Annotated in this window: 18 protein-coding genes and 1 pseudogene; 10 read left to right on the forward strand and 9 right to left on the reverse strand. The window is 67.1% G+C overall.

Features of this window, described 5'->3' with window-relative positions; translation table 11 throughout:
- Nucleotides 1–146: 146 nt before the first annotated feature.
- A pseudogene (locus C1922_RS08405) lies at nucleotides 147–407 on the reverse strand (helix-turn-helix domain-containing protein); the annotation flags it as partial.
- 281 nt (nucleotides 408–688) lie between these two features.
- Between C1922_RS08405 and C1922_RS08410 the strand changes: the two are divergent.
- Entirely contained in the window at nucleotides 689–1,576 is an 888-nt protein-coding gene (locus C1922_RS08410) for a hypothetical protein (protein WP_108749337.1), read from the forward strand.
- A gap of 31 nt (nucleotides 1,577–1,607) precedes the next feature.
- On the opposite strand, the gene C1922_RS08415 is transcribed toward C1922_RS08410, so the two are convergent.
- Nucleotides 1,608–2,405: a helix-turn-helix transcriptional regulator gene (locus C1922_RS08415; protein ID WP_108749338.1), complete on the reverse strand. Its 798-nt coding sequence runs from the start codon at nucleotides 2,403–2,405 to the stop codon at nucleotides 1,608–1,610.
- Between the two features lie 73 nt (nucleotides 2,406–2,478).
- Here C1922_RS08415 and C1922_RS08420 point away from each other — a divergent pair, with 73 nt between their 5' ends.
- The 3 genes from C1922_RS08420 to C1922_RS08430 all read left to right on the forward strand — a co-directional run bounded on the left by C1922_RS08420 (nucleotide 2,479) and on the right by C1922_RS08430 (nucleotide 6,436).
- Nucleotides 2,479–3,678: an MFS transporter gene (locus tag C1922_RS08420; RefSeq protein ID WP_108749339.1), complete on the forward strand. Its 1,200-nt coding sequence runs from the start codon at nucleotides 2,479–2,481 to the stop codon at nucleotides 3,676–3,678.
- A gap of 728 nt (nucleotides 3,679–4,406) precedes the next feature.
- Entirely contained in the window at nucleotides 4,407–5,315 is a 909-nt protein-coding gene (gene pdxY / locus C1922_RS08425; protein ID WP_108749340.1) for a pyridoxal kinase, read from the forward strand.
- Nucleotides 5,312–6,436 (forward strand): prephenate dehydrogenase, encoded by a 1,125-nt coding sequence (locus tag C1922_RS08430; RefSeq protein WP_108749341.1) that lies wholly within the window; start codon nucleotides 5,312–5,314, stop codon nucleotides 6,434–6,436. The genes pdxY and C1922_RS08430 overlap by 4 nt, the downstream gene beginning before the upstream one ends.
- Nucleotides 6,437–6,679: 243 nt before the next feature.
- Here the strand turns inward: C1922_RS08430 and C1922_RS08435 are convergent, their stop codons facing one another.
- From C1922_RS08435 to C1922_RS08455, 5 genes are all read right to left on the reverse strand, one after another.
- The gene (locus tag C1922_RS08435) at nucleotides 6,680–6,874 is read right to left on the reverse strand and encodes a hypothetical protein (RefSeq protein ID WP_108749342.1); all 195 of its coding nucleotides are present in this window, start codon (nucleotides 6,872–6,874) and stop codon (nucleotides 6,680–6,682) included.
- A gap of 70 nt (nucleotides 6,875–6,944) precedes the next feature.
- On the reverse strand, nucleotides 6,945–8,717 hold the full coding sequence (locus C1922_RS08440) for an ABC transporter transmembrane domain-containing protein (protein ID WP_108749343.1): 1,773 nt from the start codon (nucleotides 8,715–8,717) through the stop codon (nucleotides 6,945–6,947).
- Entirely contained in the window at nucleotides 8,710–9,306 is a 597-nt protein-coding gene (locus tag C1922_RS08445; RefSeq protein ID WP_108749344.1) for a YigZ family protein, read from the reverse strand. The genes C1922_RS08440 and C1922_RS08445 overlap by 8 nt, the downstream gene beginning before the upstream one ends.
- Nucleotides 9,307–9,340: 34 nt before the next feature.
- The gene (locus tag C1922_RS08450; RefSeq protein ID WP_108749345.1) at nucleotides 9,341–10,309 is read right to left on the reverse strand and encodes a hypothetical protein; all 969 of its coding nucleotides are present in this window, start codon (nucleotides 10,307–10,309) and stop codon (nucleotides 9,341–9,343) included.
- Complete coding sequence (locus tag C1922_RS08455; protein ID WP_234413507.1) at nucleotides 10,306–10,824, reverse strand: RNA polymerase sigma factor; 519 nt, start codon at nucleotides 10,822–10,824, stop codon at nucleotides 10,306–10,308. The genes C1922_RS08450 and C1922_RS08455 overlap by 4 nt, the downstream gene beginning before the upstream one ends.
- Nucleotides 10,825–11,078: 254 nt before the next feature.
- On the opposite strand from C1922_RS08455, the gene C1922_RS08460 reads away from it, so the two are divergent.
- A complete protein-coding gene (locus C1922_RS08460; protein ID WP_108749347.1) occupies nucleotides 11,079–13,928 on the forward strand; it encodes an EAL domain-containing protein in 2,850 nt (949 codons plus the stop codon).
- A gap of 19 nt (nucleotides 13,929–13,947) precedes the next feature.
- On the opposite strand, the gene C1922_RS08465 is transcribed toward C1922_RS08460, so the two are convergent.
- Together C1922_RS08465 and C1922_RS08470 are read right to left on the reverse strand one after the other, a co-directional pair.
- The gene (locus C1922_RS08465) at nucleotides 13,948–14,541 is read right to left on the reverse strand and encodes a TIGR00730 family Rossman fold protein (RefSeq protein WP_108749348.1); all 594 of its coding nucleotides are present in this window, start codon (nucleotides 14,539–14,541) and stop codon (nucleotides 13,948–13,950) included.
- A 180-nt stretch (nucleotides 14,542–14,721) separates the two neighbouring features.
- Complete coding sequence (locus C1922_RS08470; protein ID WP_108749349.1) at nucleotides 14,722–16,218, reverse strand: aminotransferase class III-fold pyridoxal phosphate-dependent enzyme; 1,497 nt, start codon at nucleotides 16,216–16,218, stop codon at nucleotides 14,722–14,724.
- A gap of 246 nt (nucleotides 16,219–16,464) precedes the next feature.
- Between C1922_RS08470 and queA the strand changes: the two genes are divergently transcribed.
- From queA to secF, 5 genes are all read left to right on the forward strand, one after another.
- On the forward strand, nucleotides 16,465–17,496 hold the full coding sequence (gene queA, locus C1922_RS08475; RefSeq protein WP_108749350.1) for a tRNA preQ1(34) S-adenosylmethionine ribosyltransferase-isomerase QueA: 1,032 nt from the start codon (nucleotides 16,465–16,467) through the stop codon (nucleotides 17,494–17,496).
- A gap of 118 nt (nucleotides 17,497–17,614) precedes the next feature.
- Entirely contained in the window at nucleotides 17,615–18,745 is a 1,131-nt protein-coding gene (gene tgt, locus C1922_RS08480; RefSeq protein WP_108749351.1) for a tRNA guanosine(34) transglycosylase Tgt, read from the forward strand.
- A gap of 134 nt (nucleotides 18,746–18,879) precedes the next feature.
- On the forward strand, nucleotides 18,880–19,224 hold the full coding sequence (gene yajC / locus C1922_RS08485; RefSeq protein WP_108749352.1) for a preprotein translocase subunit YajC: 345 nt from the start codon (nucleotides 18,880–18,882) through the stop codon (nucleotides 19,222–19,224).
- Between the two features lie 61 nt (nucleotides 19,225–19,285).
- On the forward strand, nucleotides 19,286–21,142 hold the full coding sequence (gene secD / locus C1922_RS08490) for a protein translocase subunit SecD (RefSeq protein WP_108749353.1): 1,857 nt from the start codon (nucleotides 19,286–19,288) through the stop codon (nucleotides 21,140–21,142).
- Nucleotides 21,143–21,158: 16 nt separating this feature from the next.
- On the forward strand, nucleotides 21,159–22,139 hold the full coding sequence (gene secF, locus C1922_RS08495; RefSeq protein ID WP_108749354.1) for a protein translocase subunit SecF: 981 nt from the start codon (nucleotides 21,159–21,161) through the stop codon (nucleotides 22,137–22,139).
- The last annotated feature ends 943 nt before the right edge of the window (nucleotides 22,140–23,082 follow it).

A 23,082-nucleotide genomic window follows, 5' to 3' on the forward strand; every position in this document is an offset into this window, starting at 1 on the left:
CACCGCAAGCGTTGAACGGTAGCGCCGGGCCATGCCCGGCGTTTCTGTTTGTGGACATCGCACGCATTCCGCCGGGCATGGCCCGGCGCTACCAGGGGGGCTGTTCTCTGGTAGATCCACGCCATGCGTGGATGTGGTTCGAGGAATCAACGGAAAAACGCCGCCGGCGTCTGCCCCAGCTGCCGCTTGAACATGCTGGTGAACGCACTGGGGCTGTCATAGCCCATCGCCAGCGCTACATCGATGACCTTCTCGCCGGTAGCCAGACGTTCCATGGCGGCCAACAGGCGCGCCTGCTGCCGCCACTGGCCGAAGGTCATGCCCAGTTCGCTGGCGAAGTGGCGCTGGATGGTTTTGACGTCCACCGCCAGGGTTTTGGCCCAGTCCTGCAGCGTGGCCCCGTCGCCGGAATCCGTCTGACTGCTCGTCCGAACGGAACCGGAAGTGAGACCCGCTGGCGTGTGTGGCGGGACTGCTCATTGCCAGGATCAGCAATGCTGCCGAAGCCGCCCGCATGGTGACACTGCTCGCCTTCATGCATCGTGCTTCCTCGCCAGTGGGAGGTCATCGAAGCACGCCGTTGCGCAGCGGAACTGCGACACGCTTGGCTCTTATGCCCGGTTGCGAAGAATGCCTACGGCACGCCCGGCGTTTTGTCTGTGCGATTCCTGCCGACTAAAATCGAAGCATGAATCCATCCATCCTGAAAAAACTGCGCTGCCGGGGTGCCATCGGCATTGCGATGCAGGTGGCGGTGTTGACCGTACCCCATGCCTCGGCAGCACCGGCTTGCAGCTTCGATGAGCCGATCGTCGATCCGCAGGGAGCCCCTACGCCGTTGCCTGGTACACGCTGGACCTACTCCATCGGCGCATCGCGTCCAGAACTGACGTTGCAGCTGCAGACGGTGGAACCGCAGCAGCTGGCGCTTTCGGTTGATGGAGAGGCCGTTCGGCACGAATGGCGAGAGACCTATGCAGACGTGAATCCGCTGCGCAAAGGGGAAAAGATCCTGCTGCGCTTCCCGTTATCCGTCGGCGCGCAGTGGCAGGACAGGTTCGAGGAGCCGGGCGAAATCCGCGCTTCGTTTGGGAGCTATCGCTATGACTATGTGGAGGAGAGCAGCAGCCGAGTCGTGGCCGTCGAGACGGTCCGGACTGCGCTGGGTGACGTAAATGCCTACCGGATCGAGAGAGATGCGCGGTGGCACAAATCAAATCCCCGCTCGGATGACATGAAATACATGCGCCTGGAAGGTAGTGGTGCGGTGGACGGAATGGAACGCAGCATCAGCTGGTACGCGCCAAGCGTTGGGCGGGTGGTGTTGCGGCGAAGCATCAAGGCCAATCCAAACTATCGCCACCACCCGACTGCGGAAAACGACAGTCCCCGTCTGATGGTCACCGAGCTGGTCGGTTTCCAGCGCCCCGATGGCTGCCGCGTCGAAGCAGCTCCCACCCAGGCGCGTGTGCCCGATGATCTGCCACCGCTGAATTACCCCCTGATGTTCAACGACCGATGGGAATTCCTGTTGATTCGCCATCAGCATGTGCCGGCCGTATCCGTGGATCGTTAGCGCGTGGAGCTGCCTGCGGGCCCGCCGGCGATCAGCGGAAAAACGCCGCCGGTGTCTGCCCCAGCTGCCGCTTGAACATGCTGGTGAACGCGCTGGGACTGTCATAGCCCATCGCCAGTGCCACATCGATCACCTTTTCGCCCACGGCCAGGCGTTCCATCGCGGCCAGCAGCCGGGCCTGTTGCCGCCACTGGCCGAAGGTCATGCCCAGTTCGCTGGCGAAGTGGCGCTGGATGGTTTTCACGTCCACCGACAGGGCTTCGGCCCAGTCCTGCAGGGTGGCTTCGTCGCCGGGGTGCTTCTGGATGTGCTGGCAGATGCGCTGCAGGCGCGGATCGGCCGGCGTCGGCAGGTGCAGGGGCAGCACGTCCATGCGGTGCAGTTCATCCAGCAGCAGGCGCACCACGCGGCCATCGCGGCTGTCGTCCTCGTGCTCGCCCTCGATGAGGGTCGCTGCATGCAGCAGCTCGCGCAGCAGCGGCGCTACCTGCACCGCGAAGGCCTCGGTGGCCAGCTGCGGGGCGAATGCCGGGTCGATGTACAGGCTGCGCATGTGCACATCGGCGATGCAGTCCACCGCGTGGGCCATGCCGGCCGGCATCCAGATGGCGCGGGTGGACGGCACCACCCAGCGGCCGACTTCCGAACGCACCACCATCAGCCCGGACATGGCATAGACCAGCTGGTGGCGGCGATGGCGGTGCGGCGATACCCGGGTGCCTGCCGGGTAATCCTTGACCCGGCAGGTCACCGGCCGGTGGCCGGGCACCTCATTCCAGGGCGCGGATTCCCGGATCGAGCAGGGAATGTCCTTTTTGCGATATGGCATGACCAGAACGCGGCGGAAGGGAGGGGGAGGGCACCGTAGCATGCGTGGCTCGCCCCCAACCTGACTGCGCACCATGTCCAGCCTGGCTACACCCGCCCCCACCGTCCGCAGCTCGACCCGCGGCGTGCTGGCGGCGATCTCCACCTCCCACATGGTCAACGACATGATGCAGTCGCTGATCCTGGCCATCTATCCGGTGATCAAGGGAGGCTTCAACCTCAGCTTCACCCAGATCGGCCTGATCACGCTGACCTACCAGCTGACCGCCTCGATCTTCCAGCCGCTGGTCGGCCTGGTCACTGACCGCAAGCCGGCGCCGTACTCGCTGCCGATCGGCATGGCCTCGACCCTGTGCGGCATGCTGCTGCTCGGCTTCGCGCCGAACTACGCGATGGTGCTGCTGGCCGCGGCGATGGTCGGCATCGGTTCGGCCATCTTCCACCCGGAAGCCTCGCGCATCGCGCGGCTGGCGTCCGGCGGCCGCCACGGTCTGGCCCAGTCGGTGTTCCAGGTCGGCGGCAACTTCGGTACTGCCTTGGGCCCGCTGATCGCCGCCGCGGTGATCGTGCCGTACGGCCAGCACGCCGCCTCGTGGTTTGCCGGCGCTGCGCTGATCGGCATCGCCCTGCTGACCTATGTCAGCCGCTGGTATGCGCTGCACCTGGGCGCCCCGCGCCCGGTCGGGCAGGCCACCGCCGCCCCGCGTCATCCGACCCGCACCGTGGCCCGGGTGATGGCGATCCTGCTGATACTGATCTTCAGCAAGTACTTCTACATGGCCAGCATCGGCAGCTACTTCACCTTCTATCTGATCCACCATTTCGGCATTCCGGTGGCGCAGGCGCAGCTGCATCTGTTCGCGTTCCTGGTGGCATCGGCGGCCGGTGGATTCCTGGGCGGGCCGCTGGGTGACCGCATTGGCCGCAAGCCGATCATCTGGGCCTCGATCCTGGGCGTGGCGCCGTTCGCGCTGGCGTTGCCGCACGCCGATCTGTTGTGGACCACGGTGCTGGCGGTGCTGATTGGTTTCGTGTTGTCGTCGGCGTTCTCGGCCATCGTGGTCTATGCGCAGGAAATGATGCCGCACCGGATCGGCATGGTGTCGGGGCTGTTCTTCGGTTTTGCCTTCGGCATGGGCGGGCTGGGCGCGGCGGTGCTGGGTCTGCTGGCGGACAAGACCAGCATTGAGTTCGTCTACCAGTTGACGGCGTTCCTGCCGCTGCTGGGCATCGTCGCCGCCTGGTTGCCACCGTCGCGGCCGGCTGCACACTGAGGGGGAGGGTGGTTTGCAGGGCTTGCAGCCCTGCACCTGCTTGGAGCAACGGCAACGGCAAAAGCGGGTTTCCTGAGGGTAGGCGGGGTGGGTCCGGTTGAGGGGGACGCTGCAAGTCCCCCTCCGGGGCCCGGCCCAGCCGCTGGCGGCTGGGCGTTCGGGCGCTTGCGAAGCAGTGCTTCGCAAGCAAAGCGCCCTCACCCATGTAAGCTCGGTCGCCGCATCCATGCGGCTCACGCCCCCTCAACCGGACCCACCCCGCCTTCGACAGATTGCCGCGATCTGTCGGAACAGCGTACTGCTCTGGTAGGTGTCGACCTTGGTCGACACGAATGCATTCGTTCAATATCTGACAGATGTTTCTACCAAGGTCGACACCTACCAACAGCCGCGCGTCTTAGTAGATCCACGCCATGCGTGGATGAATTCCTTCGTTATCCGACAGATGTGCCGACCAACGGTCGGCACCCACCAACAGCACGCGGAATGTGTGAGAGGTGGGGCGGTGTGGGTGGGCAGGACCGCAGGCGCCATGGAAGGCGCCTACGAGCCTCCATGGATGGATTCACGGCGTGTCCTGCCCACCCACACCGCCCCGCCATCCCCCGCAATGCTGCTGTTGCTGTTGCTTTGGCTGTTGCCGATGCTTCAGTCGAGCATGGCTCGACTCTACAGGGGTGCAGGGCTGCAAGCTCTGCCGAAAACTCCCTTGGGCGTAGAATGCGGTGATGAGCGAATCCCTCGAAAACCACTTGCTCCACGGTCGTCGCCAGCGGCCCGACGGGCCCTCGCCGATCGATGTCATTTCGGTCCAGTCGCAACTGGTCTACGGCCACGCCGGCAACAGCGCCGCGGTGCCGCCGATGCGTGCGCTGGGCCTGCGCGTGGCCGAAGTGCCGACCGTCCTGCTCAGCAACGCGCCGTTCTACGACACCACCCGCGGCCGCGTGCTGCCCGCCGACTGGTTCGCCGACCTGCTGCTCGGCACCCGCGAGCGCGGCCTGCCGCAGCGGGCGAGGATGCTGGTCTCCGGCTACTTCGGCAGCGCCGCCAACGGCGCCGCCTTCGCCGACTGGCTGGACGAGATCCTGCCGGCCTGCCCACAGCTGCGTTACTGCCTGGACCCCGTGATCGGTGACACCCACACCGGCCCCTATGTGGAACCCGGGCTGGAGACGATCTTCGCCGAGCGCCTGCTGCCACACGCGTGGCTGGTCACGCCAAATGCCTTCGAGCTCAATCGCCTGACCGGCATGCCTGCGCTGGCCGAGGCCGATGCCATTGCCGCCGCACGCACGCTGCTTGATCGCGGCCCGCATTGGGTGATCGCGCACAGCGTTGGCGGCAACCCGGGCGAACTGGTCACCCTGGCGGTGGGCCGCGAGGAAACCTGGCGCTGGACCTCGCCGCTGCTGCCGGTGGATGTGGCCGGCACCGGTGATGTGCTGATGGCCCTGGTCGTGTCGTTCCTGCTGCGTGGGGAATCGATGCAGCAGGCGATCTCGCGTGCCGTGGCCGGCACCCATGCGGCGCTGGAGGCGACGCTGGCGCAGGGCTTCGAGGAGTTCGATGTGATTGCCGCGGCCCCGGCCGCGCTGGCCGACGGCGCCCGCTTCCAGGCCGAACGTCTGGCATGACGGCCTTGCAGGCACGCACGCCGCGCACGGTCGGCATCGTTGGCAGCGCCGGCGCCTACGGGCGCTGGCTCACCCGTTTCTTCCAGCAGCATATGCAGCTGCAGGTGATCGGCCATGACCCGGCCGACCCCACCTCACATTCGCCGGAGCAGCTGCTGGCGCAGGCCGATGTGCTGGTCTTCTCTGCACCGATCCGGCATACGCCGGCGCTGATTGCCCGCTACGTGGAACAGTCGGGCGGGCGTGAGGCCGGGCGGCTGTGGCTGGACGTGACCTCGGTGAAGGAAGGGCCGGTACAGGCGATGCTGGCCTCGCAGGCCGAGGTGGTCGGGCTGCATCCGATGACTGCGCCGCCGAAGGCGCCCACGCTGAAAGGCCGGGTGATGGTGGTCTGCGAGGCGCGGCTGCAGCAGTGGCAGCCGTGGGTGGATGCGCTGTGCAGCACGCTGCAGGCCGAGTGCGTGCGCGCCACGCCGCAGCACCACGACCAGATGATGGCGCTGGTGCAGGCGATGGTGCATGCCACCCACCTGGCCCAGGCCGGCGTGCTGCGCGAGTATCAGCCGCAGTTGGGTGATCTGGCCGCGATGATGCCGTACCGCTCGGCGTCCTTCGAGCTGGATACGGCAATCATTTCGCGCATCCTGTCGTTGAACCCGTCCATCTACGAGGACATCCAGTTCGGCAATCCGTATGTGGCGCCGATGCTGGAAAAGCTGGTCGGACACCTGCAGCGCCTGCAGGTGCAGGTGGGCCAGGGCGATGATGCGGCGCGCGGTGCCTTCCGCGAGCAGTCGCTGGCGGCCAACCACGCAGCGTTCGGCGAGCCCGCGCTGGCGGCGGGCAACTACACCTTCGAGCGGGTGGGGTACCTGCTGGCAGACCTGACAGAGCGCAACGCGCTGTCGGTACACCTGCCGGAAGATCGCCCCGGTTCACTGCGCGAACTGCTGAACGTCTTCGAGCAGCATGGCATCAGCCTGGCGTCGATCCATTCCTCGCGCACGCCGGCTGGCGAAGTGCATTTCCGCATCGGTTTCGTAGCCGGCAGTGATGCTGCCGCGATCGCCCTGGCGGCGGCGGATGTGGATGCCGCTGGCATCGGCCGGGTGTTGGCCTAGTCGTATTCATCCACAGGGGATGTGGATGGTTTCTGCGTAAAGGTGTGGATAACCGCGCGCAGGCCTTGGCAGGCAATGCTGTCAAGACGATTGGCGAAAAAATGGCCACACCTTTTTGTAGCGTCGAGCCATGCTCGACGGATGCCCTGTGTCGACCAAGGTCGACACCTACCGGTGATGTCGACGCCTACCGGTGATGTCTACCCTTCCGGCGATCGGGGTGGGCGATGCCGGGCGGCCCGATCAGATCGTCAGGTGCAGTTCGCCACCGGTGGTGGTGAACTCGCGACCGTTGCGCACCAGATGCCGGCCATCGTCCAGTTCGTAGCGCGGGGTAGACTCGGATGCATGCCCGCTGCCATCGGCATCCGGCTTGAATTCGATGATGACATGGGTTTCGCCGTGGCTGTCCACGGCGGGAAACTGACGGAAGGACATCGCCCAGCTCCTGTCTGCAGCCGGTTCGCTGCGACGCCAGCGTGGGCTGCCCCGCGTTAGCGGGGCGTCATCAATCGATGAACTGCAGGCGCGCCAGTTCAGCGTACAGCCCGCCTTCGGCCAGCAGCTGCGCATGCGTGCCCTCGGCCACGATGCGGCCATGGTCCATCACCACGATGCGATCGGCCTTCAGCACGGTGGCCAGGCGGTGCGCGATCACCACCGTGGTCCGCCCGGCCATCAGGCGTTCCAGTGCCTGCTGCACGCCATGTTCGCTCTGCGCGTCCAGCGCGCTGGTGGCCTCGTCCAGCAGCAGGATCGGCGCGTCCTTCAACAACGCACGAGCAATGGCCACGCGCTGCTGCTGGCCGCCGGAAAGGCGGGCACCGCGCTCGCCCAGTTCGCTGTCGTAACCCTGCGGCAGGGCGCGCAGGAAGGTATCCGCTTCGGCGGCGCGGGCGGCGTCTTCCACCTCGGTATCGCTGGCCTGCAGGCGGCCGTAACGGATGTTGTCGCGCGCGCTGGCGGCGAACAACGTGGGCTGCTGCGGCACCAGTGCCAGTTGCGCGCGCAGCGCGGCCGGGTCGGTTTCGCGCACGTCGATGCCGTCCACGCAGACGCGGCCCTGTTCGGGATCGTGGAAGCGCAGCAGCATCGACAGCACCGTACTCTTGCCGGCGCCGGAGGGGCCGACCAGGGCCACGGTTTCGCCGGGGCGCACGTGCAGGCTGAAGTGGTCCAGTGCGGCCTGGTCGGGGCGCTGCGGGTAGTGGAACACCACATCGTCGAACTGGATCTCGCCGCGCAGCGGCTGCGGCAGCGCACGCGGCTGCGCGGGCGCGCGGATTTCGATGTCTTCCTGCAGCAGCTCGCCGATGCGGCCCATGCCACCGGCGGCGCGCTGCAGTTCGTTCCACACTTCGGCCAGCGCGCCCACCGAACCGCCACCGATCAAGGCGTACAGCACGAACTGGCCCAGGGTGCCGGCGCTGAGGCGGCCGGCGATGACATCGTGGGCGCCGAGCCACAGCACGCCGACGATGGCACCGAAGATCAGCAGGATGGCACTGGCGGTGACCAGCGACTGCGCGCCGATACGCCGGCGCGCGGCACGGATGGCATCACCCAGCGCGTGGTCGAAGCGACCGCGCTCGTACGGCTCGCGTGCATGCGCCTGTACCGTGCGCACCGCGCCCAGGGTTTCGCTGGCCAGGCTGTTGGCGTCGGCAATGCGGTCCTGGCTGTTGCGCGCCACCGTGCGCAGCTTGCGTGCGCCGATGATGATCGGCAGCACCGCCAGCGGAATGCCCAGCAGTGACCATGCGGCCAGCCGTGGGCTGGTGACGAACAGCATGCCCAGGCTGCCGACCACGGTCACGCTGCTGCGCAGGGCGACGGACATGGTGGAGCCGACCACGCTGCGCAGCAGCTCGCTGTCGGCGGTCAGCCGCGAGACCAGTTCGCCGCTGCGGCTGCGGTCGTGGAAACCGGCGCCCAGCTGGATCAGGTGTGCGTACAGCTTGCTGCGCAGATCGGCCACCACCTTTTCGCCCAGCAGCGATACGAAGTAGAAGCGGGCGGCGGTGGCCAGGGCCATTACCACGGCCACCAGCATCAACAGGGCGAAGGCGCGGTTGATCTGGCCGCCGCTGCTGAAACCATGGTCGATCATCTGCTTGACCGCTGGCGGCAGGCTGAGCGTGGCCGCCGAGGAGATGGCCAGCGCCACCAGCCAGGCACTGAACAGGCCGCGGTGGCGACGCACGAAGGGCCACAGCGTGCGCAGGCTGCCCAGGCGGCGCAGCGGCGGGGTCGAGGCGGTGGCGTCGTCCTTGTCAGTCATGCAGGTCGTCGTTGTAGATGCGGATACGATCACGGGTGGCGTCGCGCAGGCGCGTTTTCAATGCTTCCACCTGTTCTGCGGGCAATTCCACCCGCAGCCGCACACCGTGGCTGTCGAACTGTTCATCGCGTTTTTCGGCGCCGTGCGCGGGCAGGGCAGCGTGCAGGGCGCCCAGATCCTCGAAAGCGGCGGCCAGTTGCAGCCGTGCCAGTTCCACCAGGGGCTGGCGTGGCGCGGTGCGCAGGCATTCCGCGGCAGTACCCCCATAGGCGCGCACCAGGCCGCCGGCGCCCAGCTTGATGCCCCCGTACCAACGCGTAACCACTACCACCACCCGATCAAAGCCCTGGCCATCAATGGCGGCCAGGATCGGCCGACCAGCCGTGCCGGCGGGCTCGCCATCATCGCTGGACCGGTAATCCTGGCCGTGCCGGTAGGCCCAGCAGTTGTGGGTGGCGTCGGCCACGGCGACCTGCTGCACGAAGGCCAACGCCGCAGCGGCACCGTCGATGGGCGCGGCATGGGCGGTGAAGCGACTGTGCTTGATCTCCAGCGTATGGCTGACGGGCTGGGCGAGGGTATCGGGCATTGCACGCATTCTACGGCGTTGCCACCGGCTTGCCTCAGTCGTCCAGCAGCGGGCGCAGATCCTTGGGCAGGCGCGATTCGGGGTATTGCTGCAGGTAGCGCTCCAGGCTGATGCGGGCCAGGTCGCGCTGGCCGGCATCGCGGCGCTCGCGGATCTTCTGCAGCCACTGCCGGCGCGGCAGTTTCGCATCGGCCAGTACTTCGGCGTGCACGTCCTGTGCGCTCAGCCCGGCATCGCTTGAGCGGCGCAGCATCACCCCGGGCGCGCGGGCGGCGGGCGCACTGGCCGGCGCCGGGCTGGCCCTGAAGGCGGCCGGTGCTTCGCGCTGCTGTTGGCGTGCGGCGGCTGCCGGTGCCGCTTCTGCAGCCATGTCGGCGCTGTCCGCTGCGGCGGCTTCCGCTGCAGGCGCGGGCGCGGGCGAGGCGTACGCTACCGGGGCGGGCGGTGCTGGCGGCGCTGGAGGCGCTGGAGGCGCCGGTGGAGCAACGACCTTCCTGGCAACGGGTGCGGCCGCCGGTTGCGGTTCGGGTGTAGCCGGCGCGGGCGCGCGCTGTGCCATCCGTGGTGCAGGTGCGGCTTCGGCCGGTGTTCGGGGCGGCAGGGTCGCGGGTTCGGCGGCGCCGCCGACCATCGCAGGTTCGGCCGCGGGCGCTGCGGCGTCGGCGGCTGCATGTTCCGCCTGTGCCGGCACAGTGGCTTCCATCGGTGGCGGCGCAGGGGGTGCCGGCCGTATCTGCCAGGCGATGCCCACGGCCAGCACGGTCGAGGCGGCAATGCCGAACACCGCGGGCCAGCGCCCACCCTTGCGCGTACGCCGGGCTCGATCAACCGGCTGCGGCGTCGCGGCGGCATCCTGTGCAGGGAGCGCCGTATCCTGCACCGCGGCGCGAGCAGCGGCCAGGATGGTCGCGTCCAGCGATGCCGGCGGCGCCTGTTCGCTGCGGCGCCCCAGCAGGCCGGCCAGTGCGCGTTCTTCCGGGGTCAGTGGATCGTCTCGGTTCATGCGTTCAGTCCCGCACGCAGCTTGTCCATCGCATAGCGCAGCCGCGATTTCACAGTCTCCCGGCCAACGCCGGTGATCTGGCCGATCTCCTCCAGGCTCAGTTCCTGTTCCAGCCGCAGTTGCAGCACTTCGCGCTGTTCGGGCGGCAGGTCTTCCATCGCGCGCTGGATACGCCGGCGCTGCTCGAATTCAGACAATTCAGCTTCCGGCGTGTGCTCGTCTTCCAGTGCCGCCAGGCGCAGGTCAGCATCGGCCGGTGCGGCGGGCCGATGGCGCGCCGCGCGCCAGTGATCGTTCAGCCGGTTGTGGGCGATGCGGAACAGCCACGTGCTGAATGCGGCATCAGGCTGCCAACCGGCGCGTGCGCTGATCACCCGCTGCCAGACGTCCTGGAAGATTTCCTCGGCCAGCGCGTTGTCGCGCAGCTGCCGCAGCAGGAAGCCGAACAGGCGCTTGCGATGCCGCGCATACAGGCTTTCAAACGCGTGCAGGTCGCCACCGGCCCAGGCCAGCATCAAGGCTTCGTCGGTTGGCAGGGCGGTGGCATCCACGCTGCACAGGGTAAGCCCTGCGGGCGGTGGCGCATAGCCGGTGGCAGGCTGGGGCAGGACAGCGTTCAAAGGGCGCGTTGCGTTCCAAGGTGCACGCAATAACGGCCCGCCGTGCGAATCGGGGTTGCTGGGCTTCCATTTCCCCCCCGGTGGCGCGCTATGCTCGGTGACTCAGGGGAGGCGCTGCGTTGCAGCGCCAAGAGAACGTGATTTTGTCCATGCAAGCCGAACGCGTGCAGCCGCAATCACCACACGAGGCCGTGCTGAGCACGGCGCTGGTGCGCGCGCTGCATGCGCTGCTGCCAGCGGAAGCCAGGGTGCGCGTGGGCTGGGACGACCCGCAGCTGGGCCGCGGCCAGGACGCTTGGCCGGTCGGCGACGGGGCTGGGGCGGTGCTGTGGTGGTTGTCGCCCCGCGCGGTCGATGCCGGCTGCCAGCAGTGGGACCACGACGGCGCGCAGTTGCGGTTGCAGGTGCATGGCGCCGATCCCGCGCCGGCATGGTGGGACATGGCGCGGCAGTCAATGGAACTGGCCCTGCAGCGGGGCCGCCAGGCCGGGCAGATCCGTGCGCTGGAACAGGCCGAGCGCCTGCAGCAGGCGCTGTTCCAGATTGCCGACCTGGCCGGTGCCGATCTGGAAATGGGCGAAATGCTGCGCCACGTGCACGGCGTGCTGGGATCGCTGATGTACGCCGAGAACTGCTACATCGTCGAGTACGACGATGTGCGCCGGCAGATCCGATTCCTGTACTTCGCCGACCAGCTGGACGATTTCGTTGCCGATCCGGCGCGTGCCTACGCCACCGATGACATGCCGCACAGCCTGACGGTAGCGCTGCTGCAGCATGGCCGGCCGCTCAGTGGGCCCTCGCGCGTCCTGTTGGCGCAGGTGGGCGGGCTGGAACACGACCCGCAGCGCGGCCCGGAAAGCGAGGACTGGCTGGGCGTGCCGATGCTGCGCGACGGCCGGGTCTGCGGCGCCATCGTGGTGCAGAGCTATGAAGCCGGCGCGCGCTATGGCGAGGCCGAGCGTGCGCTGCTGGGTTTCGTGGCCCAGCACGTGCAGACGGCGATGGACCGGCGCCAGGCGCAGGTGCGGCTGGAACAACAGGTGGAGCGCCGTACCCTGGAACTGCAGCGGGCCAACCGCAGCCTGCAGGATGAAGTGGCCGAGCGCCGCCGCGCCGAGCAACTGCAGACCGCGCTGTACAACATTGCCGAACTGGCCATGTCCGCCGACAGCCTGGCGCAGTTCTATGGCCAGGTGCACGGGGTCGTCGGGCGCCTGCTGGATGCGCGCAACTTCTACATCGCGCTGGTCAACGCCCGGGGCAATGGGCTGGATTTCGTCTATTCGGTGGACGAGCACAACGCCAGCCGGGCACCGCGCGCCTTCAGCCACGGCCTGACCGAGTACGTGGTACGCCACCGCTGCCCGCTGCTGGCCTCGCGCGCGCAGATCGATGCGCTGCTGGATGCCGGCGAGGTGCGCGAGCATGGCGCGCGTTCGCAGTGCTGGCTGGGCGTACCGCTGCTGCGCGATGACGAAGTGGTGGGTGCCATCGTGGTGCAGAGCTACAGCGCGCAGATCTCCTTCAGCGTGCACGACCAGCGCCTGCTGACTTTCGTGGCGCAGAACATCGGCACCGGGCTGGCACGCCAGCGCGACCAGCAGAACCTGCGGCTGGCCCACGCCGAGCTGGAAAAACGCGTGGAAGAGCGCACCCGCGAACTGGCCGAGGTGAACGACAAACTGCTGGGCCAGATTGCCGAGCGCCTGCGCGCCGAGCAGCGGCTGACCCACCAGGCCATGCACGATGCGCTGACCGGCCTGCCCAACCGCCTGCACCTGCTGGACCGCCTGCAGGACGCGCTGGCGCGTGCGCGGCGCGAGGGTGGCCCGGTGTTCGCGGTGCTGTTCCTGGACCTGGACCGCTTCAAGCTGGTCAACGACAGCATCGGCCACGCCGCTGGCGACCGCATGCTGGTGGAAGTGGCCAAGCGCATCGTTTCCATGGCCGGTGACAATGACGTGGTGGCGCGGCTGGGTGGCGACGAGTTCGCTGTGCTGCTGGAATGCCCCAGCGGTCTGTCGCAGGCCCTGGAGTTCGGCCAGCGGCTGCTGCTGGCACTGCAGGAATCGGTCTGGATTGCCGGGCGCGAGCTGTTCCCGTCCGGCAGCCTGGGCATTGCCCTGTGGAACAGCCACTACCGCACCGGCGAAGAGCTGCTGCGCGACGCCGATGCGGCCATGTACCGCGCCAAGGCACAGGGCCACGACCGCTGCGCGATCTTCGACGAGGACATGCGCGAGCAGGCCATGCGCAGCCTGGACCTGGAAGCGGACCTGCGGCGGGCGATCAACAACCGCGATTTCGTGCCGTTCTACCAGCCCATCGTGCGCCTGGCTGATGGCGAAGTGGTGGGCCACGAGGCGCTGCTGCGCTGGCAGCACGAGCGCCGTGGCCTGCTGCTGCCCGGCGCGTTCCTGGAGCTGGGCGAAGAAAGCGGCCTGATCGAGCAGGTCGACTGGCTGATCTACGAACAGGTGATTGCCGGCCTGGCCGATGGCGGCCGCGGCTATGTGTCGGTGAACGTGTCACCGCGGCATTTCCGCTCGGCCGATTTCAGTGCGCGCCTGTTCGGCCTGCTGGAAGCCTGCGATGCCGATCCGCGGCGGCTGCGCCTGGAGATCACCGAAGTGGCGCTGCTGGACGATGGCCCGCATACGCTGCGCACGCTGAAGGGCCTGCGCGAGCGCGGCATCCAGGTGCAGCTGGACGATTTCGGTACCGGCTTCTCGGCGCTGTCCTATCTGCACCGGTTCCCGATCAGCACGTTGAAGATCGACCAGAGCTTCATTGCCGGCCTGCACGGGCCGGAAGCGCAGAGCACGCGCGCGCTGGTCGAAGGCGTGCTGTCGCTGGCGCGCACGCTGGGCATTGAAACCATCGGCGAAGGCATCGAAACCGAACCGCAGCGGCAGAGCCTGCTGGAGCTGGGCTGCGACTACGGCCAGGGCTACCTGCTGGGGCGCCCTGCGCCATGGACGCGCGCGGTGGCCTGAGCCGCCGCGCGCGGGTGCATCAGCGCAGCGCGGCGCGGCGCTTTTCGTCGATCCACTTCGAGGCCTGGGCCGGCTGGTAGTTCTTCATCCAGACCAGCATTTCCTCGATGTCCGAGCCGTACCACAGGTCCTGGCGCTGTTCCGGGTGCAGGAAGCGCTCTTCCACCATGCGATCGATCATGCCGATCAGCGGTGCGTAGAAGCCGTCCACGTCCAGGAAGGCGCAGGGCTTGTTGCCGATGCCCAGCTGGCGCCAGGTCAGCATTTCGAAGATTTCTTCCATGGTGCCGAAGCCGCCGGGCAGGGCGACGAAGCCGTCGGACAGATCGAACATGCGCGACTTGCGCTCGTGCATGGAACCGACGATTTCCAGTTCGGTCAGGCCACGGTGGGCCACTTCCCAGTCGGCCAGCTGGCGCGGGATCACCCCGGTCACTTCGCCACCGGCGGCCAGCACCGCATTGGCCACGGTGCCCATCAGGCCGACGTTGCCGCCGCCATACACCAGGCGCATGCCGTCACGGGCGATGCGGTCGCCCAGCGCGATGGCGCGTTCGGTATAGGCCGGCTTGCTGCCGGCGTTGGAGCCACAGTAGACGCAGATCGACTTCATGGTGTGCCTGTCTCTTGATGCGGAAACGAAAACGCCCCGCCGGCAACCGGATCAGCGGCTGCGGGCGGGGTGAGCGGGGAGTATGACGCCTTGGACAGGGTTCTGCCCGACTGCGCTTCGTTCGGATCCCGGCAAAGGCCCAGTCGAGCATGGCTCGACTCTGCAAAAGGCGGCCCTGGGTTACGCGGCGGCGGCCTGCTGGCGGCGCGGGCCTTCACGCAGGGCGCGGCCGACCATGCCCACCAGCAGATCCAGCTCGTCGCTGTCCATACCGAAGTGCGGGGTGAAGCGCAGGGAGTTCTCGCCGCCGTGGATCACGTTGATGCCGTGCTGGCGCAGCCACTCCTCGGTGGACTGGGCGCCATAGCACTTGAACTGCGGGGCCAGCTCGCACGAGAACAGCAGGCCGGTGCCTTGCACCTTGGTGATCAGCCCGCCCAGCTCGTTCTTCAGCTGCTCCAGCTTGCGCACCGCTTCGGCGCCGCGTTCGGCGATGTTGGCGCGCACCTGCGGGGTCAGCTGGGCAAGGGTGGCGCAGGCAACGTCCAGGGCCCGCGGGTTGCTGGTCATGGTGTTGCCATAGATGCCCTTGCGGTACAGCTGGGCGGCATGTTCGGTCACCGCCAGCACCGACAGCGGGTACTGGGCCGCGTTCAGCGCCTTGGAATAGGTTTCCATGTCCGGCGGGTCCAGGCCTTCGAAGCCGGGGTAATCGACCACCGACAGCACGCCATGGGCGCGCAGACCGGCCTGGATCGAATCGAGCAGCAGCAGGCTGCCGTGGGCATGGGTCAGTTCGCGGGCCAGCGCATAGAAGGCCGGCGGCACCGAACGGCCCGGGTCGCCTTCACCCATCACCGGTTCCAGGAACACTGCTTCGATGAACCACTGGTTGCGCGCGGCATCGTCGAAGACCTGACGCAGGCCGGCCTCGTCATAGGGCGCCACGGTGATCACCGAATCCTCGCCACGGTAGCTGGCCAGGTGCTGCAGGTAGGTCTTGCGGCTGGAATCGGAATACAGCGCCGGGCGGTCGGTGCGCCCGTGGAAGCTGCCCTTGACGACCACCCGCTTGATGGCGGCACCGGCGTGGCGCGCACCCGGGTCGGTCTGCAGCTTGGCGTTCACATCGGCGATGCGCGCGGCCAGGCCGACCGCTTCCGAGCCGGAGTTCAGGCACATGAAACGGGCATAGGGGCAGCCGCCGCGGCGGTGGCCGACTTCGGCGCGCAGGGCGGTAATGAAGCGCTGCTGCGACAGGCTGGGGGTCATGATGTTGGCCATCACCTGCGGGCGAGCCATCGCGTCCAGCACGGCATCGGGGGTGTGGCCGAAGCCGAGCATGCCGTAGCCGCCTGCGTCGTACAGCACTGCGCCCTTCAGGGTGACCACCCACGGGCCGCGCGCGGCCAGCGCCACGTACGGGGTCACCGCATCGTCTGCATAGAAGTTCACGAAGCCGTCCTGCATGGCCTCGATCTGGGCCTGCTCGTCCTGCGCCAGCAGCGGCCCCAGTTCGCCCTGCACGCGCGCGAATTCCGCTGCGGCGGCGTCCACCGCGGCGACCAGCTGCGGGTGGCGGTCGGACAGGGCGGTCAGGGTGGCATCGTCCAGGCCGGTGGTCAGGCGGGTGCCGGGCTGGGTGCGCAGGGGGGCAAGACGTTCGATGAAGCTCATTGCAGATCTCCTGAAACGATGGTTCACACGGGCCTGAAAATGCAGAACGCGCGTCATCACGCGCGCTTTGGGGCAGGCTCGTGCAGCGGACTTCCTTCCCGATGCTAGCACTTGTTTTTTTGCGCGATAACCCCGCAGAAACCTGCTGCATAGCAGCATAATGCCCGACGTTCGCCACGATGCGCGCTGCCTGGCCGATGCTGGACGTACAATGCGCGCCATTGTCGACCTGATGCCGCCACCGCCTTGAAGAAGTCCGATTTCCATTACGACCTGCCGGCCGAACTGATTGCCCAGGCGCCGTTGGCCCAGCGTTCGGCCAGCCGCCTGATGGTGGTGCCGCCGGCGCCCGCCGCCTTCACCGATGTGCAGGTGCGCGACCTGCCGTCGCTGCTGCAGCCGGGTGATCTGCTGGTGTTCAACGATACCCGGGTCATACCGGCGCGCCTGTTCGGGCAGAAGGCCAGCGGCGGGCGGGTGGAAATCCTGATCGAGCGTCTGCTGGGCGGGCAGCAGGTCCGGGCCCAGGTCGGCGCCAGCAAGTCGCCCAAGGCCGGCAGCCGCATTGCCCTGGACGCCGGCGGTGAGGCCGAAGTGCTGGGCCGTGATGGCGAGTTCTACCTGCTGCACTTCCATGTGCCCGAGTCGCTGGAGCAGTGGCTGCTGCACGCCGGCCGGCTGCCGCTGCCGCCGTACATCCAGCGTGAACCGGGGCAGGATGACCGCGAGCGCTACCAGACCGTGTTCGCCCGCGAAGTGGGCGCCGTGGCCGCACCAACCGCTGGCCTGCATTTCGATGAAGCCCTGCTGGCGGCGCTGAAGGACAAGGGCGTGGCGTTCGGCCACGTGACCCTGCACGTGGGCGCCGGCACCTTCCAGCCGGTGCGGGTGGATGACCTGAAGGACCACGTGATGCACCGCGAGTGGCTGAACGTGGGCGCTGAACTGGTGCAGCAGGTGCGGCGCACGCGCGAGGCCGGCGGCCGGGTGATCGGCGTGGGCACCACCGTGGTGCGCGCGCTGGAAAGCGCGATGCGTGACGGCGAACTGCTGCCGTTCGCCGGCGAGACCCAGATCTTCATCACCCCGGGTTACCGCATCCGTAGCGTCGATGCGATGGTCACCAACTTCCACCTGCCCGAAAGCACGCTGTTGATGATGATTTCCGCGTTTGCCGGCAAGGAGCGCGTGTTCGAGGCCTACCATCACGCCATCGAGCAGCGCTACCGCTTCTTCAGCTACGGCGACGCGATGCTGCTGTTCCCGCAGGCAGGCTGACGCCTGGTAGGTGCGCACCTTGGTGCGCACGCCCCGAATCAGCCAAGGTAGGTGCGCACCTTGGTGCGCACGCCCTGATAGGGGACAATAGGCAACTATTTGCCTGAATGACCGCTCCATGTCCCGACTGCAGTTCCAGCTCCAGACCCGTGACGGCCGTGCCCGCCGTGGCCGCCTGACCTTCCCGCGTGGCACGGTGGAAACGCCGGCCTTCATGCCGGTGGGAACCTATGGCTCGGTCAAGGGCATCCTGCCGGACCAGGTGCGTGCGCTGGGCGCGGAAATCATCCTGGGCAACACCTTCCATCTGTACCTGCGCCCGGGCCTGGACATCATCGCCGACCACGGCGGCCTGCACGGCTTCTGCCGCTGGGACGGCCCGATCCTGACCGATTCGGGTGGCTTCCAGGTGTTCTCGCTGGCCCACCGCCGCAAGATCACCGAACAGGGCGTGACCTTCGCCTCGCCCACCGACGGTGCCCGCGTGTTCCTGGGCCCGGAAGAGAGCATGAAGATCCAGAAGGTGCTCGATTCGGACGTGGTGATGATCTTCGACGAGTGCACCCCGTACCCGGCCACCGAAGAGGTGGCGCGCCGTTCAATGGAACTGAGCCTGCGCTGGGCCCAGCGCAGTCGCAACGCGCATGACGAGCTGGGCAATGACGCGGCCCTGTTCGGCATCGTGCAGGGTGGGGTGCATACCGACCTGCGCAGCCGCTCGGCCGATGCCCTGCAGGCCATCGGCTTCGACGGTTACGCCATCGGCGGCCTGGCCGTGGGCGAGCCGGAAGACGAGCGCAACGCCATGCTGGACCACCTGGACCCGGAGCTGCCCAGCGACCGCCCGCGCTACCTGATGGGTGTGGGCCGGCCGGAAGACCTGGTGGAAGGCGTGGCCCGCGGCGTGGACATGTTCGACTGCGTGATGCCGACCCGCAACGCCCGCAACGGCCACTATTTCACCTCGTTCGGCACCGTACGCATCCGTAATTCGCAGTACGCCCGCGACATGGACCCGATCGAACCGGGCTGCGGCTGCGTGGCCTGCAGCGGCGGCTACACCCGCTCGTACCTGCGCCACCTGGACCGCTGCAACGAGATGCTGGCGCCCATGCTGGGCACCCTGCACAACCTGTTCTACTACGAAAAACTGATGGCCGACATCCGCGCGGCCATCGAGGCGGGAACCTTCCAGGCCTTCCGCGAGTCCTTCTATGCGGCCCGTGGGGCGGTTGCGCCCCCGCTGTAACCCCGTGGTACCCCTGCCGAACGGCCCAAGGACGAACGTCCGGGGCCGTGGCATACTTCAAGGCTGACCCAGATCCGCGGTCGACACCCCCGCCCGTGAACGAGCGGGAGCGCCGCCCAACCAAAGGACCAACGATGAACCTGCTTGCCTTCCTGATTCCCGCCGCCCACGCCCAGGCCGCCGGCGGCCAACCGCAGGGCATGGGCCTGACCACGCTGCTGTTCCCGATCATCCTGATCGCCATCATGTACTTCCTGATGATCCGCCCGCAGATGAAGCGGCAGAAGGAGCACAAGGCCATGCTGGAAAAGATCAAGCGTGGCGACGAAGTGCTGACCAACGGCGGCATCGCCGGCGTGGTCACCGACATCGGCGACAACTTCATCACCATCGAAGTGGCTGACAACGTGCGCATCCGCGTGCAGAAGGGCGCTGTCGGCAACGTGCTGCCGGCCGGTACCCTGAACTCGGCCAAGTAAGCCACTCCCTTTCCGATGCACAACCGCGGCGCCGGGGATGGCGCCGCGCGGGACCCAAGCAATGCTCGAATTTCCACGCTGGAAGTACGTCGTCATCCTGATCGTACTGGCGCTCAGCACCCTGTACGCGCTGCCCAACATCTACCAGAAGGACCCGGCCATCCAGATCACCGCCAACCGTGGCGGGCAGGTTGACGATGCGCTGCGCGACCGTGTGCTGGCCGACCTGAAGAAGGCCGGCATCAACACCATCGGCGCGGAGAAGGAAGGGGAAAGCCTGATCGTCCGCCTGCCGGACCTGAAGACGCAGTCGGCCGCCAGCGATGTGCTGCGCGACAGCGTGGGCGAGAACTACACCGTGGCCCTGAACCTGGCCTCCACCGTGCCGGACTGGCTGGCCAACCTGGGCGGTCGCCCGATGGTGCTGGGCCTGGACCTGCAGGGTGGCGTGCACTTCGTGCTGCAGGTCGACCAGAAGGCCGCGCTGGAAAAGCGCCTGGATGCCTACACCGAAGACGTGCGCAGCACCCTGCGTGATGCGCGCATCGCCTACCAGTCGGTGGAACGCCGCGCTGACAACACCATCGTGGCCAACCTGAGTCCGTCGGCTGGCGCCGATGCGGCCAGCCGTGCCCGCGTGGCGCTGGGCACCGCGCAACCGACCCTGGGCTATGACGTTTCTGGCAACCGCATCACCGTGACCGTGCCGGACGCGGAGATCGCGCAGATCGCCAACGGCGCGATCGAGCAGAACATCAACACCCTGCGCAACCGCGTAAACCAGCTGGGCGTGGCCGAGCCGATCATCCAGCGCCAGGGTGCCGACCGCGTGGTCGTGCAGCTGCCCGGCGTGCAGGACACCGCCGAAGCCAAGCGCATGATCGGTGCCACCGCCACCCTGGAATACCGTGCGGTGGTGGAAGGCAACGCGCAGGACGCCATCGCGTCGGGCCGCATTCCGCCGGAAGCCAAGGTCTACCAGCAGCGTGATGGCCGCGGCCCGATCCTGCTGAACAAGCGCGTCATCGTGACCGGCGACCAGATGGTGGCCGCGCAGGCGGTGACCGATTCGACCAGCGGTTCGCCGGCGGTCAGCGTGACGCTGAACAATGTCGGCGGCCAGCGCATGTTCGACTTCACCAGCGCCAACGTGAACAAGCCGATGGCCGTGGTCTACACCGAGCGCGTGCCGACGGTGACCGTGGTCGATGGCCAGGAAGTGCGTGGCTTCAAGGTCAACGAGGAAGTGATCTCGGTGGCCAACATCAACGGCGTGTTCGGCAAGAACTTCCAGACCACCGGTCTGCAGAAGAAGGAAGCCGAAGACCTGGCCAAGCTGCTGAAGTCGGGCTCGCTGGCTGCGCCGATGGACTTCGTGGAAGAGCGCGTGGTCGGCCCCAGCCTGGGCGCCGAGAACGTGAAGAACGGTATCACCGCGGTGGTCTACGCCTTCCTGTTCACCCTGGTGTTCTTCAGCATCTACTACCGCGTGTTCGGTCTGATCACCTCCATCGCGATGCTGTTCAACCTGCTGATCGTGGTGGCGGTGATGTCGCTGTTCGGTGCCACCATGACCCTGCCGGGCTTCGCCGGTCTGGCGCTGTCGGTGGGCCTGTCGGTGGACGCCAACGTGCTGATCAACGAGCGCATCCGCGAGGAACTGCGTGCCGGCGTGCCGGGCAAGACCGCCATCGTGACCGGGTACGACCGCGCCTCGGGCACCATCCTGGATGCCAACCTGACCGGCCTGATCGTGGGCGTGGCCCTGTTCGCCTTCGGCACCGGCCCGCTGAAGGGCTTCGCGCTGACCATGATCATCGGTATTTTCGCCTCCATGTTCACCGCGATCACCGTGTCGCGCGCGCTGGCGACGCTGATCTACGGCGGTCGCAAGAAGCTCCAGAACGTGGCCATCTGACGGGACGACACGCACAATGAAACTGTTTCCGCTGCACATCCTCCCGAACGACACCAAGATCGACTTCATGCGGTGGCGCCATGTCGCCATGGTGGTCACGATCGCCGTGTTCATTGCCTCGATCGCCATCATCGGCGTGAAGGGCTTCAACTACGCACTGGACTTCACCGGCGGCACCCTGATCGAAGCCCGCTTCGACAAAGCGGTGGACGTCGAGGACGTCCGTACCAAGCTGGAGCAGAACGGCTTCGACGGCGCACAGGTGCAGAGCGTGGGTGGCAACACCGACCTTCTGATCCGCCTGGCGCCGCACGGCGAGCACGCCCCGGGCACCGGTGGCGCGTCGGCTGAAGACAAGGCCACCGCGGCCGCCGTGGTCAAGGCGGTCTCTTCGGCCGACAACCAGGCCACCGTGCTGCGCAATGAATTTGTCGGTCCGCAGATCGGCAAGGACCTGGCGATGAATGGCCTGTACGCCACCATCTTCATGCTGGCCGGCTTCCTGATCTACATCGCCGTGCGCTTCGAGTGGAAGTTCGCCGTGACCGCCAGCATCGTGGCGCTGTTCGACCTGCTGGTCACCGTGGCCTATGTGTCGCTGCTGGGTCGTGAATTCGACCTGACGGTGCTGGCCGGCCTGCTGTCGGTGATGGGTTTTGCGATCAACGACATCATCGTGGTGTTCGACCGCGTGCGAGAGAACTTCCGCAGCCTGCGCGTGGAGCCGATGGAAGTGCTGAACCGTTCGATCAACCAGACGCTGTCGCGTACGGTGATCACCGCGGTGATGTTCTTCCTGTCGGCGCTGGCGCTGTACCTGTACGGCGGCAGCTCGATGGAAGGCCTGGCCGAGACGCACATGATCGGTGCGGTGATCGTGGTGCTGTCCTCGATCCTGGTGGCCGTGCCGATGCTGACGATCGGTTTCCTGCGCGTAAGCAAGCAGGACCTGCTGCCCAAGGCCAAGGACATCGAAGCCCTGGAGCGTCGCCCGTAATCCTTGCGGCACGCAGCACACAGAGAACCCCGCGTAAGCGGGGTTTTTTGTGTGCTGCGTAGAGTCGAGCTTGCTCGACTGAAGCAACATCAAAAGCCTGCATTCCGTGGGATGGCGGGGCGGTGTGGGTGGGCAGGACACGCCGTAAACCCCCAGTCCGGCCCAGCCGCTGGCGGCTGTGCGTTCGGGCGCTTGCGAAGCAGTGCTTCGCAAGCAAAGCGCCCTCACCCATGGGGGCTCGTAGGCGCCTTGCTCGTGTGCGCAATCCTGCGCACACGGCAAGACCGGGGTTGGGCGTCCTGCCCAACCCGCCCGAGGCATGCCTCGGGCCCATGGCGCCTGCGGTCCTGCCCACCCACGCCGCCCGGCCTCTGACAGGTTCACGCGGCTGTTGGTAACGGCGCCTGTTGTTCCGCGCGGCTGTTGGTAGGTGTCGACCTTGGTCGACACATCTGTCAGACATCGAAATCCATCTGGGGTCAGAGCCCGTTGCGGAGCAACGGAATCCGACCCCTGTGTCGACCAAGGTCGACACCTACCAGAGCAGAGCGCTGCTCCGACAGGTTGTTGGTAGGTGTCGACCTTGGTCGACACATCCATCAGACATCGAAATCCACCTGGGGTCAGAGCCCGTTGCGGAGCAACGGAATCCGACGCCTGTGTCGACCAAGGTCGACACCTACCAGAGCAGAGCGCTGCTCGGACAGGTTGTTGGTAGGTGTCGACCTTGGTCGACACATCTGTCAGACATCGAAATCCATCTGGGGTCAGAGCCCGTTGCGGAGCAACGGAATCCGACCCCTGTGTCGACCAAGGTCGACACCTACCAGAGCAGAGCGCTGCTCGGACAGGTTGTTGGTAGGTGTCGACCTTGGTCGACACATCTGTCAGACATCGAAATCCATCTGGGGTCAGAGCCCGTTGCGGAGCAACGGAATCCGAC

It is taken from the genome of Stenotrophomonas sp. ZAC14D2_NAIMI4_7 (assembly GCF_003086675.1).
GTDB lineage: Bacteria > Pseudomonadota > Gammaproteobacteria > Xanthomonadales > Xanthomonadaceae > Stenotrophomonas.